Genomic DNA, 14,593 nt, shown 5'->3' with positions numbered 1-14,593 from the left:
TATAGTTTTGTTTTATTGATATAGACTTTATTTTGTAATTAATCAATAATATCACAAAAGTAATTTATAAAATTGTTATCAGTTGCAAATTAATTATTTGTTGTTTCTTTATACTCAATAAGTTCAGAATTTTCTCTGTATTTTCTACCTGCTTTTGCACATAATTTTCCATTATTTTTTGTTGCATCGGCACTAAAATTAATTCATATTTTAGTTAAAGCACCACCAACTCCATATATATCTACTGGAGTATTTTCTTGTTCAAAATATGTAATTTTTTCAGCATTAAAACCACTAGATACAATAATTTTTACGTGTTTTCCACCATTATTATCTAATGCTTGTCTTAATTGTTTTATTTGGTTGGGAGTTACCCCATATTCTTTTTCATTATTTACAAACATTTTATCAATCATAGAAATTGAGGTATCTACTCTAACTGCACTTAATTTTGTTTTAAATTCTTTTAAAACTTTTAAAGAATCCGTTATTACATCATTATGAAAATCAACCAAAGCAACTAACTTATCAGTATCAAAAGTGTCTAAATAAGCTTTACAAGCTTCAATTATATTTCCATCAAACATTTGTATTAATGCATGCGGCATTGAACCTCAAGTATTTTCTTTTTTAAAATTACTTGATGCATATGTTGCATGATTAGTTATTCCACCAATTTCAATAGCATAACCATCACCACTTAAATTTCTATAATGATCTGCACGATCTGCCATTGATACAACTATTTTATTTCTAGCTGCTTGTTTAATTCTATAAGCATTAGTTGCAATTGAAGATTGGCGCGCCAAAATACCATCTATTATTCCTTCAAATTCACCAAATTCTCAGTAGGGACCTTCTAATTCTAATGCAACATCTTTATTGTTAATTATTGTTCCTTCTTTTAAGAAGCTTATTTTATAATTTTGTGTATTTGTATGTGTTTTTAAAATATCTAAAACCTCATTTATACCACACAAAATAACATTATCATTTCTTTGAAAAAATTGTAATGTTGTAATGTTATTTTTTAGTGTTTTTTTTGCTATTTTAGCTGTTTTGGAAAAATAAATAGCACTATTATCTAATATTTTCATATTTTGGTTCCTTTGTGTAAAAAACAAGATATTTTAAAATATCTCGCTCTTTTTTAATCTAATAATGATTTATTTTTTTGTCTTTGAATTAAATCTTGTTGTTTTTTCTTTGCTAATTGTTTTTTTGCTATGTGTTTATTTACTAAAATTGTTGGATAAAAACTAAAGAATAAAACAATACATAAAATGATTCTTAAAAATCATAATTCTTCACTAAATGCACTTGACATGGTTAAGGATAAAAGCACTACAGAAATTGGCATTAATACATTAAATATCTCAAAACCAAATCACTTAAATACATAAATAAAAAGTAAAGTATTTAAAACATATATTCATCAAAATCCAAAAGTAATTAAAAGTAGCATTCATCAAGTTAAATTATGAGAATAAGAGTTATATATTGATTCTATATCATGCCCTAAAAGAAAAATAAGCAGAACAGAAGGTAACACTATAAATAACATATTATATAGCGCAATTCTTCAATGATATGTTAAACCACACACACGTTCAATTTTGTAAGTTTCTATTTTGTAATTTGACATTATTTTAATTCTCTTTTTAATGCTATAAATTTATTTAATAATTCTTCTTTTGTAAATACTTCAGTATTATCTTGGCCATAAGCTCTTAAACTTATTGTTTGTTCTTCTGTTTCTTTATCTCCAATGATTGCGACATATTTTGCTTTTTGAATTTGAGCTTCTCTAATTTTTTTGTTCATTCTTTCATTTCTTGAATCAAATTCAACATTAATATCATTTTTTAAGAAAAATGAGTACAATTCTTGTGAATATTCATAGTGTTTATCTGAAATTGGAACAATAACCAATTGTTTTGGTGATAATCAAAATGGAAGCGCTCCTTTTGTTTGTTCAAGCAAAATTGCAACAAATCTTTCATATGTACCAATTAATCCACGATGAATTAAAACAGGGGTAACTAATTGTTCATTTTGATCTACAAATTTCATATCAAATTTTGTAGGTAATAAAAAGTCTAATTGAAGTGTTGACATTGTAATGATTCTACCAATACTTGTTTTAATTTGAATGTCAATCTTAGGACCATAAAATGCTGCTTCACCAATAAATTCTTTGTACTCAACTTTTAAGTCTTGTAATAAATCTCTTAAATCATTTTCAGCTTTATTTCACATTTCATCATTATCAAAGAATTTTTCTGTATTTTTTGGATCGCGAAGTGAAAGTGAAATATGATCTATTTCAATATTAAAATCATTCAATGCTTCTAATATCATTTTGTATAAATGTTTAAATTCATCTTTGATTTGATCTGGTCTTACAAAAACATGCCCTTCAGTAAGATCCATTGATCTAACCCTTTCTAACCCTGTTAAAGCTCCTGATCTTTCATATCTATATAATCTTGATTGTTCACTATAGCGAATTGGTAAGTCACGATATGAACGTCTTGTCATATTAAATAACATAATATGGTGTGGACATGTCATTGGACGTCCAATTAATTGTTCATTATCCATTTCAATTGGTTTAAACATGGTGTCTTGATAATGAGCTCAGTGTCCTGAAATTTCATATAGTTTCTTTTCACCAAAATGAGGAGTTAAAACTTCTTTAAATCCATATAATTTATCTAACTTAGTTACATAATCACGAATAGAATTGTGAATTTTCATCCCGTCTTCTAATCAAATTGGAAAACCTTGTCCTGTTAATTGGTTAAAAGTAAAAATATTTAATTCTTTTCCAATTTTACGGTGATCTCTTTCTTTTCTTTCTACTAAAATTTGTAAATAATTATCCAATTCTTCTTTTGTTTGTCAACTCGTACCATAAATTCTGGTTAACATTTTATTTTTACTATCACCTTTTCAGTAAGCACCTGCTAATGATAATATTTTAAAATGTTTAATTTCCTTTACATTATCTACGTGATTTCCTGCGCATAAATCTGTAAATAAAACTTGACCATTATCTGGGTTTTGCAAGCTATAAAATGTTACTTCTTTGTTTTGGGTTTTAAATTCATCATAAAGAATTTTTTTATATGGTTGAGAATTTAAATCATAATCTTTTTCAGAAACTTGCACCATTTTTCAATTTCCTTTTGCAAGTTTTTTCATTTCTTTTTCAATATCTTTTAAATTTTCTTCTAAAAGTGGTTGAGAAAATTCAAAATCATAATAAAACCCATCTTCTATTGCTGGACCAATTCCTAGTTTAGTATCAGGATAAAGTTTTAATACCGCTGCAGCAAGTAAATGGCTTGTTGTGTGATTTAGTTTTGTTTTATAATCATTGTTCATAATTTATTTTAAAAACCCATTTTTTTAAGTAAATCATTTAATAATGGTTTTGCTATAAGTTGGGCTTTTTTTGCTCCTTCTTCTGTTACTTTTTCCACTTCATCAAGTGATGCTTTAAATTTAGATTGAATATCGACTAAAAGATTTTTAACTTCAGTAGCAACTTCTTCTTTAAAAACTTTGTAATTTTTATCTTTAAAATGCTCTTCCGCTTGCTTAATAGTTATATTTTTTAGTCCTGCGTAAATATTTAATAAATTTGTTACCCCAGGTTTTTCATTTGATATATATACTTTATTTTCTGAATCTGTAACTGCTTTTAAAATTTTATTGTATGCTAAGTTTGGATCTTCTAAAAGATAAATTGTACCTTTTGAAGTTTTATCACTTTTAGACATTTTAGATGTGGGATCCTGTAAGTCTTTTATTCTAGCTCCTGCTTCTGGTATATAAGCTTCTGGCAATACTAAACTTGTTTTATATTTGTTGTTTACTCTTCTTGCTATTGTTCTTGTTAATTCAACATGTTGTGTTTGATCTTCTCCAACAGGCACATATTCAGCGCCATACAATAAGATATCTCCTGCCATTAATGTAGGATACATCAACAATCCTGTGGGTATACTTTCAGTTCCATTTCCTTGTTTTAGGGATTTTTGACTCTTATCTTTAAATTGTGTCATTCTATTCAATTCACCAAGTGTTGTTTCACAAGTAAGAAGTCACTGCATCATTCCATGTTCATAGACTTGTGATTGGTAAAAAATTGTACATTTTGAAGGATCTAACCCACACGCTAAATACAATGCAACAGCTTCTTTTCTTCTTCTTTTTAATTCTTCTGGATTGTTATCATTTGTGGTTAAAGCGTGTAAATCTGCCACAAAATAATATGCATCAAAATTATTTTGTAAATTAATAAAATTTCTTAATGCTCCCAGGTAATTTCCTAGCGTTAATTCCCCAGTAGGTTTTATTCCACTTAATAATCTCTTCATAATATAAACCTCAATTTTGATTTGTATTTCTTTATTATATTATAAATTATTTACATAGTAAATAGAAACTGAAAAAATAACCTATTTTATTGATTTCATTTAAAAAATTTTTTAAAAATTTTAATTAAAGAATTATAAAATTTAAATTATAGGAGATAAGAAAAAATGACATTTAGTGAAAAGATAAAACATAGATATAGTGTAAGGGATTTTGATCCAGATAAAAAATTAACAGAAGATGAAGAAAAACAAATTTTGGATGCAATTGCAAATGCACCAACATCATCAAACTGACATTCATCATCAGCTATTATTGTAAAAGATCAAGCCGTTTTAAATAGACTATCAAAAATACATCCAAAGGCTAAACAATTAGAAAATTGTGGAATGCTTATTGTTTTTCTTGCGGATTACAACAGAATGAATATTGCTTTAAAGGAATTTCCAGAATATAAATACAACAGCCACGATTCTGAAACATATACAGTTGCAGTGGGAGACGCTTTTATTCAAGCAACAACTGCTCAGGCAATGGCTATTGAGTTAGGTTTAGGAACATGTTTTTTAGGTTTAGTAAGGGTTGGAGTTAATGAAATAATTGATGCTCTAGATATTAAAGGGCAAGCATTTCCAGTTATTGGTCTGTCAATAGGTCATAAAAAATCTGAAGGTTTAGCAAAGCCAAAATTAAATAGAATTTACAAAGAAAAATATAACATTGAACAAATTAATGATGAAGTAGCAAAATACAATGTTGTATTAAAAGACTTTTTTACAAAATATGCACAAAACACAACAACACCATTAACATATACTGAAGCGATGGCAAAAATAGCATCAGGATATAATATGAATTCAAAAGAAATTGAAGAAATTTGAGGATTAGAATTAAAAAAATAATTTTTAATTAAAAACAACAATCATTAAAAATGGTTGTTTTTTTATTGAGTAATTTAAGGCTTTATTCGAATTTGCAAAATTTTAAAATAAAATATAAGTTATACTCAAATATACTGATTTTTAACACAATTTTTTGTTTGTTTTAAAATTTTGTATATATAAAACTATTTCTTTTTACATTATAAAATTTGTTCTGTTTGTATAATATTAATAATGTTATTGGAGGAGCTTTGCAAAAATTACATAAATTTCTATACATTTTATCAATTGTGTGTACTTTAGGAACTATTAAATTATTTTGAAAATCTTATAGACAAAAACAAGTAAATTCTCAACTTTCAGTAGAAAATAAAGTCAAATTTCCTATTGATGAATTAATAAATTATTTAAATGGTATAGAAAACATAAATAGTGTTTCTTCTACTCATAAAATACTCAAAATTGAACTTAAAAGTAGAAAAAATATTCAAATTGATAAAATAAAATCTTTAAATTCCATTGAAGGAATATTATTTAAAACAGATACAATATCATTAATAACCGGAAACAATGCTCAATATTTACAAAAAATAATAAATGACAAAATTCAAAATCGGAATTAATTTCCGGTTTTTTATTTGTTGTTTTAAGGTTTGATTTTAAAGTTATAATATAATTAAATTATTAATAATTTAAATTATTAAAATTTTGGAGATTTATATGCAAAGAAACCGTAGCTATGATTTTTTATTAACTAATCTTTTAGATATAAATAATACTGATAGCACATTAAATTTTAGTATCGATAATGAAAAATATTTTGATGTTTTTAAAATGTCTGATTATGATACATTTGATAAATTGTGTAAACAGCACACATTTTCGGTTGAATTTGGTGAATATGGACAAAAAAAATTAATCAAGAAAATTCAACAAGCAAGAACAAAAGAAGAAATTATTCAATATTATGATGAGTATTCAATCAATTTACCAATTGAAGTTCAAAACAGATTAGATATTGACTTTGAAAAAGAAAAACACAAAATAACTTTATTTTTAGAAAGTCGTTTCCAGCGCTCAGTTATTAAATGAAAAAAAATTAAGTCAAAATCAGATAATTCAATTATTGAAAAAAATATTTGACCATTGCACCTTGGGTTTTTCTTTATAAATGTTGCAACTGATAAAAAAGATGTTTTTGCACCTTTATTTTTTAAAGAAGTTCGTATCGAAATTGAAAATTCGCTTGTTTTTATAAAAAGTTCAAGTGATGTTAAAGTTAATACAAAATTGGTTGCTTTTTTACAATCACATGGATATTCATTTGACACGTCTAATTTTGACTTTTCACAAAAAACTATAGAAGAAATATATAACTACTTCTACAATCAATGAAATAAATTTTATCAAATACCCCCAAGTATAAATACAAAAATTCCAAACGCAAAAGAGATAAATAATAATACAACAATATCAATTTATTCAGGGTTAACTTTAGGATTATTTGAAGTGTCAAGTGGATACTTATGAAACCAAATGAAAAAAATCATAGAAAATGATGAAGTAGAAGAAATTTTTGCAACAGATTACAATAAAAATAATTACAAGAAAAAAATTGAAGATGTTATTTTTCTTAAAAATTTTGGTTTGTATAAAATACAACAAACCAATTTTTCCCAAGATTATGCAACCACTAGTGCTTTATATCACGATACCATTATTTGAGGCCCTCCTGGTACAGGAAAAAGCCAAACAATAACAAACTTAATAGTAAATATACTTGCTCGAGATCTTTCTGCTATTATAGTGTCACAAAAAAGAGCTGCGCTTGAGGTAATTAAAAGTAGATTAAAAGATATTTCTATTTTTGGAATTTTCATTCTGCAAGATAGAAATATGAAATTAGAAGCATTTTATAAACCACTGCAAGATTTTGTATCCAAAATTGAAAATTTTAATAGCGTTGATGGGGAAAGTTATTTTAAAATAATGTCAAATGAAGACAAGGAAATTGTTGAAAGAGCTACAGAAATTAAATCTATGCCAGAATATCAAAATGTTTTAAATGCTTATTCAACAATGTCGCAAGTAAATATAAATTCTGAACTTTTAGAAAATTTAAATAAATTAGACAAATATATAAATTACAATCTAAATACATATGAAACTGACTATATGTCAATTGCTTCAACATTGTATAAAAATAATAAAGGAAAAAAACCAAGCGCATTTATGAAAATGACTAATGGATTTCCAAAAAACATTAAAGAAAGTGCTCAAATCATTGCTAATAATTTAGATTTACTTCGTGTAGATATAGATAATGCAATAAAATATATTGGAACAGTAAGTTTTGAAAATTTACAATTAGTTGAATCTTTTTTTAAAAATTCTTTAAAAAATAAAACGGTAGAATTAAATGACCCTAAAAAATTGGCTAAAATGCTTATTCAAAAAACTAAAGAAAAAATTGATAACTTCAACGAACAAGAAAAAAGACAATATAGAGAATTTGCTTTGTCAGTGCGTTCTGCGGGAAAAAGTCCATACAAATTTTTTCATGAACATAAAGAAATGATTAAAAAATTATTTTCAATCATCATTACAACACCAGATACTGATTTAAGTATGTGGGGTAAGGAAGAATTTGATTACGCAATTTTAGATGAATCTTCACAAATTTTCCTAGAAAAAGCAATTCCTATTTTATATTTAGCAAAACGAAAAATTCTTGCTGGTGATGATAAACAAATGCAACCAACAAAATGATTTAGTACTTCCTTTGCAGTAGAAGAGGATGAAGATTTTAAAAATATTCAATCTGTTTTAGATTATGCGCAAGCAAGAGGGGTTTATAATGTTCTTTTAGATAAAAATTATCGTTCTAAAAAGGCATCATTAATGACTTTTAGTTCTAAAAATTTTTATGATTCTAAATTAGATGTTATAGATGATTATCAAAGTAAATTATCTGAATCTTCAATTGAAGTAATTCAAGTAGATGGTACATGAAATAATTCTGTAAATGAAAAAGAAGCAGACACAGCACTTGAAATAATTAACAAAAAAATACATAAATATAAAAGCATCATTTTTCTTGTTTTTAACTCTAAACAAGAAATTTACATCGAAAATCAAATTTTATCTAAATATCCTGAATTAGAAGAAGCAATTTCTAATGGTAATCTTTCAATTAAAAACATTGAAAATGTCCAAGGAAATGAAGCAGATTTAGTTGTTATTAATGTGGTCTATGATAAAAACACATCACTAAGTTCAACATATGTAGCAAGACCAGGTGGAAAAAATGCTTTAAACGTTGCAATTTCTAGAGCAAAAGAAAAAATGATTGTTGTAAAGTCATTAAATTCAGATGATATAAGAATTTCAGAAACTTCAACTGATGATATGAAAATTTTAAAAGAATGGTTAAAATTTTTAGAACTAAATGAAAATAGTAAGAAAAATTACATAAAAAATTCCAAAAAAGAAAGTTGAACAGAAACAATAAGCTTTGATATTTCTCCTTTTTTTATAAATGAAATTCAAGAAACATTAGAAGAAAAAATAATAAAAAAAGATTCGCTGTTAGAAATCCAAAAAGATTATGTAATTGGAACCAAATCAATTAATATAGCGATAATTAATAAAGAAACCCAAAAACTGCTTTTAGCTATTATGGTAGATGATTATAGTTATGCCGGTAATAGAAAATTATATTTACAATTTAAAGACAATATTTTGTTTTTAATAAATAAAAATTATCCAATAATAGTTATTGAAGAACTAGAGTGAAAAATAAACAAAAAAAATATAATTAATAATATTAAAGATATTGTGTCTAAAAATAATATCGAGGTTGTTTCTGAAGAGTTAACAAAAGAAATTACAATGTTGCACAATAAAATAACAAATTCTGATAATGAATTAGATGAGTTTGTGTGAGATGAAAGTATTAAAACAGAAGAAATGAATCAAACAAATAAAATTCAAACAATAAACGAGGATTGAGATACTATATTTACAAGTAATTCTATAGATAAAAATAATGAAATTCAAAATACAAATTCTTTAAATGAATTAAATAACCAAGAAGAATTTACAAATATTTTTCAAAGCGAAGATTTCATTCAACAAAACAATAAAGAAAATGATGACAACAAAAGTGAAGATTTTTTTGAATTAAATAATGAAAATACACAAAAATACACACAAAACACACAAATTGGTGACTTTGATACTTCATTACTGGAATTACAGGGTTTAATTGAGGATTCTAATAATAATTTAAATGACTTTCAAAATAAAAAATTATTAGAAAAATACTCAGAAGTCACTCAAGAATTAAATAATATTGATAATGATTATGAAACATTATTCCAAGCAAGAGGTGATGACAATAATAACAACTCTGCAGAACTTAATTTAAGCGATGGCAAAAATATGTTTACAGCACAATTAAATGAAGATGATGAAGAAATACATGATGAATTTGAGGAAAATGAAATTCAAAATTTTGCTCATAATATAAATGAAGAAGCTATTTCTACAGGTTATATGGATTCTCAAGTACCCACAAATACAGATGATGATAAAGAAGAAATAATAGATGATTTTTTAGAAAATAATATTTTTAACAATGAAGAATTAGATTATTTAATAGTAAATTCTGAACAAAATACATCAAATTATGACCAAAATTCAGAAGATTATACAGATATAGATGATGAATTTGAAAAAGGTGAAAATTAATGAAAAGAATAAGTAATAGATGAAAAAATTTAATTTGATTTATGTCGGGTGTTGTTGCTATTTCAACAATAGTTGGAGTAACTTTTGGAATGGTAAAAAAAGATAAATATCTGCAAGCATATGATTTAGATAAACAAATTTTTGATGAAAATAAAATTAATGAATTTGTAAAAATTGTTGCAAAAGACAATATAAGTGAAATTTCTGTAAATGATTTTGCAAGTCAGTTTCAAAAAGAACATTCTCTAAATTCTAATATTTTAAAAAAATATACAAATGTTACTTTAAGTGATAATCTGTCAGACTATATAATTAAAATGTTTAATTTTATCATCAATAAATCTGATAATACACTGAATTTTATTGTTGAATTAAGACATAAAACTACACAAAATGTAATTGTTTTTCAAAAAATAATTTCAGGTTTTAAAAAAGCTACCTTAGAAACAATAACAAGTGATCAAGCATCAAAAATAAAAACTAATTTCAAAATAAACAAAAACAATAATATTAATGTGGATGAATGAATTACAAATATAAATAACTCCACAAATCCAATCGAAAAAACTAACCTATTTTCTCATTTTGTTACAACAACAATTAACAAAGAATATGTTTTATATATTGTAGATGATATTAAAAAAGAAAATAACACAATTACATTTAAATATAAATTTTGAAAATTACAATACAATAGAGCAATTTCTGTTTATACACAAACTTTTTCAGATATTGTAACTTCGACAATAGAAATATAAACAATTTATAAACACCGTTTTGTCGGTGTTTTTTTTTAAAACAAAAACAACACAAAAATTAATAAAAGCAACATTTGAAATGTTGCTTTTTGTTTTTTATTTTTTGTCAGAAGCAAAAAATCTTATTTTTTTAGCAAATGTTTTTGAGTTTTTATATTTAAAGTTTTCTGAATCATAAATTATTGCAACTTCTTCTTCTTGCTTGTCACCAAAACGTTTAGATTCAACTAAAAATTCAGGAACTTCTGTGTCTTTTGCATTTTGAATTACACACTTAAATCTTTGAGATCCTACCAATTCATTTAATTTATCAACAATCTCTTGGACGTGACTTCCTTCATTATGATCTATTTCTGTTAATCCAATGATATCAAAACCCGATTTATAAATTATGTGAGCAATTGCAGTACTTTTCATTTCCCCACCATGGAAATTTAAAATGTTTCAGTGTGCTATTCTTATTGTGTTATCTTTTTTTCTATAACCTTCAAAATCATTATCTACTTTTTTATCAACTTTTATTGTGTTTATTTTTGTTACATTTTTTAAATTTACATCAGTAAATATAGGGGCGTGATCACTAATTCCATACTTAATTATTCCTGAGTCACCCATTTTATAATCATCTTTATAACCTTCTAATCTCTTTAATATTTCTTTTGATATAAAATATTCAAAAGTTTTATAGGTATCTATTTTAAATTGTTTAGCATCTTGATTTTTTATTACTTCAACACCAAAATTAGCTTCATCATCATTTATGAAAAACATTTTGTCATATTGTTCTGAATAGTTATCGCCTTTATTACCTAGACTTGTTAAATATTTTTCATTTCAGATTTTTTCCTTTTCATTTTTTTCAAAAATTTCTAAATTTCTATCTAATGTACTACCTACATTATCTGAAAAAACATCTCCCATTGAAAAGTTTTCTTTATGAATGTTTGTATCCCCTCCAAATATTGTTAAAGAACTTTTAAACTCTCCTTTGTAATATTTAAGTAAATCTTCAATAGCTAAAAACTCACTAAATTCTTGTGCTCCTTGATTTGAAATTTTTATATTTTTAGCTTTATCAGGAAACACTGCTTTTGCTTCGTCTTTTGATGGCTTAAATTCATATTTTTCTTTCCCTTTACTTGCTTTTCTCTGCCCCGGTGAATCTAAATGATCAAAAATAACTGTTATATCTTTATTATTTGCTTTTAATAAAAATTTTGCAGCAAAAGGAGGTCTAACAAAAATTGTTTCATCTTCACCTAATGAATTAACTGCACTTCTTTCATGTGCAGAATAAGGCGCTACATTATTTTCTAGTTTTGATTCTTCATCATCTTCTGTGTCTTTATTTTCAGTTTCTAATGAATCATTATTACTTCCAGAATCTGTAGTTGTATCATATTCTTTTTCTGTAGCATCTGTTTCATTTGATGATTCACTATCAGTGCTATCACTTGAAGAATCACTGGTGTTTTCACTGTCAGTTGTTGAATCAGAATTATCATCTTGATTATTTGATTCTCCTAGTTCTGATGAATTTTTATTATCTTCATTATCTGTGTTTGTTTCTGTGCCTTTTTCTGTATTACCTACGCCATTTGAAGAATTATCATTATTTTCAATATCTACAGGTGTGTCTGAATCACTTTCTTTTTCATTAGTTGAATCTGCTTCTTCTGATGAAGAGTCGCTACTGTTTCCAGGATCTGTGGTTTCTAATGAATCTCCACTATCTTTATTTTCAGAATCTGTGTTTGATTCTGTATCTGTTTCTATATCATTTTTATTTTCTGAAGTTTCTTCGTTGTTTTCTAGATTTGTATTTGAATCAGAATCTTTTTCACCATCTTTTGAAGTTTCATTTTCGGTTGATGTATTATTTGAATCTTCTGTTTCTGATGGTTTAGTATTTTTATCTGATTCACTTGTTGTTTCTTTACTATTTACTTCACTTGAATTTTCATCAGCGCTTGTATTATTTGAATAATCTTCATTATTTTCAGAATCTTTAGTTATATCAGATTCTTTTTCTGTACCATTTGTTTTATTTGTTGTTTTATCTGAATTATTATTTTTTTCTTTTGAAGTTTCAGTGTTAGTTTTTTCAGAACTATTATCTATGTTTTGTTTTGAATTATTATTTGAATTACTTTTATCTGAAGGTAGTGGTTTTAATATATTTTTATCATTTGTTTGAGAATTATTAACCACTCCATAGTATACAGCTACGGAAGTAGCTACAGTTACTGTTGGAATTGAAATACTTAATAAAATTATTTTTGTAGTTTTTTTCATTGCTCACCTTTTTTTATTTATAACAATCCCATATGTCGCTCTAAACATATCAACATATTGATTAATGTTTAATCATGTTTTAAGTATAACAAAAGAAGATGTATTTTTAATTGTTTCAAATAAATTATCTTTATAAGCAAAATTAAATAAGACATAAACCTGGAATTTTTGTAATTAAAAACTCGGTTTTTGCGAGTTTAATTAATCTATGAAATAAGGTATTGTTTTTGTATATGTTTTTGAGTCTTTATATTCAAAATTTTCTGAATCATAAATTATTGCAACTTGCTCTTGTTGAGCTTTACCAAATCTCTCAGAATCTAGTAAAAATTTTGGAATAATTGTATCATTTGCATTTTGAACAACGTATTTAAATCTTTGTGAATTATCTAATTTATTTAAATTATCAACTATCTGTTGAACACTTGCACCTTGATTATCATTTATTTCTGTTAATCCAACAATATCAAAACCTGATTTATAAATTATATTTGCTATTGCTAGACTTTTAGCTCCTCCACCTTTATAGTTTAAAATATTTCAGTGTGCTATTCTTATTGTGTTATCTTTTTTTCTATAACCTTCAAAATCTTGAACTAATTTTTTATCAACTTTTATTGTGTTTATTTTTGTTACATTTTTTAAATTTACGTCAGTAAATACTGGAGCATGATCACTAATTCTATTTCTAATTGTTAAATTATCATTTTTTGCTTCTTTAAAATCATCATATCTTTTTAAAATACTTTTCTCAATAAAATATTTAAATGTTTTATAAATATCAACTTTAAATTGTTTTAATTGATCGTCTTTTATTGTATCAACTTCAAAATTTTCTTTATCAGCATTTATAAAGAACATTTTGTCATATTGGTTTGCATAATTACCTTTTGTACCTAAACTAGTTAAATACTTTTCTTTATGTCTTTTTAAATGAAGTGAATTTTCTAATGTACTTTCTATTTCATTTGAAAATTTTCTTGCTAAATAATAATTGTCGTTTTTGATATTAGTATCTCCACCAAATATTGTTAAAGCACTTTTAAATTCATCTTTGTAATATTTAAGAACATCATCAATAGCTAAAAATTCACTTACCTCTTGTGCTCCTTGTTTTTTTAGATCTTGGTAACTAACATTACTATCAGCTAAACTTTGGGCTGGAAATGGTTCATTATATTTTTTACTTTCTCTTCTATCTGGACTATCTAAGTGATCAAAAACAACTGTTATATCTTTATTATTTGTTTTTAATAAAAATTTCGCAGCAAAAGGAGGTCTAACAAAAATTGTTTCTTTTTTAGCAAGGGAAGTTAATTGACTTCTTTCTTTAGCACTAAAATTCGCCTCTGCTTGATTTGTGTTATTATTGTTATTATCTTGAGTTATTTTACTATTAAATGTTAAATATATCCCTGCTCCACCAGCAGCTATTAAAGGAATCAACATTAATCATAATGACTGTTTTTTCTTCATTTTTCCTCGTTTCATTGTTGTTTGTTATTTTATCATAAAAACTGT

The 14,593-nt window shown here is 25.2% G+C and carries 10 protein-coding genes; 4 read left to right on the top strand and 6 right to left on the bottom strand.

The features are described from left to right. Window positions 1-89: 89 nt before the first annotated feature. The 4 genes from N8G13_RS00875 to trpS are packed head-to-tail and all read right to left on the bottom strand — an operon-like array spanning window position 90 to window position 4,388. Complete coding sequence (locus N8G13_RS00875) at window positions 90-1,097, bottom strand: nicotinate phosphoribosyltransferase (RefSeq protein WP_262289067.1); 1,008 nt, start codon at window positions 1,095-1,097, stop codon at window positions 90-92. Between the two features lie 53 nt (window positions 1,098-1,150). Continuing rightward, window positions 1,151-1,645 (bottom strand): hypothetical protein, encoded by a 495-nt coding sequence (locus N8G13_RS00870; RefSeq protein WP_262289066.1) that lies wholly within the window; start codon window positions 1,643-1,645, stop codon window positions 1,151-1,153. Beyond that, complete coding sequence (gene thrS, locus N8G13_RS00865) at window positions 1,645-3,390, bottom strand: threonine--tRNA ligase (RefSeq protein ID WP_262289065.1); 1,746 nt, start codon at window positions 3,388-3,390, stop codon at window positions 1,645-1,647. The genes N8G13_RS00870 and thrS overlap by 1 nt, the downstream gene beginning before the upstream one ends. Before the next feature lie 8 nt (window positions 3,391-3,398). Then, window positions 3,399-4,388, bottom strand: a complete 990-nt coding sequence (gene trpS / locus N8G13_RS00860) for a tryptophan--tRNA ligase (RefSeq protein WP_262289064.1) — start codon at window positions 4,386-4,388, stop codon at window positions 3,399-3,401. A 165-nt stretch (window positions 4,389-4,553) separates the two neighbouring features. Here trpS and N8G13_RS00855 point away from each other — a divergent pair, with 165 nt between their 5' ends. The 4 genes from N8G13_RS00855 to N8G13_RS00840 all read left to right on the top strand — a co-directional run bounded on the left by N8G13_RS00855 (window position 4,554) and on the right by N8G13_RS00840 (window position 10,777). Continuing rightward, a complete protein-coding gene (locus N8G13_RS00855; protein WP_262289063.1) occupies window positions 4,554-5,288 on the top strand; it encodes a nitroreductase family protein in 735 nt (244 codons plus the stop codon). Window positions 5,289-5,518: 230 nt separating this feature from the next. Next, a complete protein-coding gene (locus N8G13_RS00850; RefSeq protein WP_262289062.1) occupies window positions 5,519-5,890 on the top strand; it encodes a PTS glucose transporter subunit IIB in 372 nt (123 codons plus the stop codon). Between the two features lie 97 nt (window positions 5,891-5,987). Then, window positions 5,988-10,019 (top strand): AAA domain-containing protein, encoded by a 4,032-nt coding sequence (locus N8G13_RS00845; RefSeq protein ID WP_262289061.1) that lies wholly within the window; start codon window positions 5,988-5,990, stop codon window positions 10,017-10,019. Further along, entirely contained in the window at window positions 10,019-10,777 is a 759-nt protein-coding gene (locus N8G13_RS00840; protein ID WP_262289060.1) for a hypothetical protein, read from the top strand. Before N8G13_RS00845 ends, N8G13_RS00840 begins: the two co-directional genes overlap by 1 nt. Window positions 10,778-10,873: 96 nt before the next feature. Here the strand turns inward: N8G13_RS00840 and N8G13_RS00835 are convergent, their stop codons facing one another. Continuing rightward, a complete protein-coding gene (locus N8G13_RS00835; protein ID WP_262289059.1) occupies window positions 10,874-13,072 on the bottom strand; it encodes a hypothetical protein in 2,199 nt (732 codons plus the stop codon). A gap of 201 nt (window positions 13,073-13,273) precedes the next feature. Beyond that, the gene (locus N8G13_RS00830; protein ID WP_262289058.1) at window positions 13,274-14,548 is read right to left on the bottom strand and encodes a hypothetical protein; all 1,275 of its coding nucleotides are present in this window, start codon (window positions 14,546-14,548) and stop codon (window positions 13,274-13,276) included. Between the last annotated feature and the right edge of the window lie 45 nt (window positions 14,549-14,593).

The organism is Mycoplasma zalophi, from assembly GCF_025486335.1.
Classification (GTDB): Bacteria; Bacillota_I; Bacilli_A; order Mycoplasmatales; family Metamycoplasmataceae; genus Metamycoplasma; species Metamycoplasma zalophi.
The sequence above is the reverse complement of the archived record's forward strand: the minus strand, read 5'-3'. Positions and strand labels throughout refer to the sequence as shown.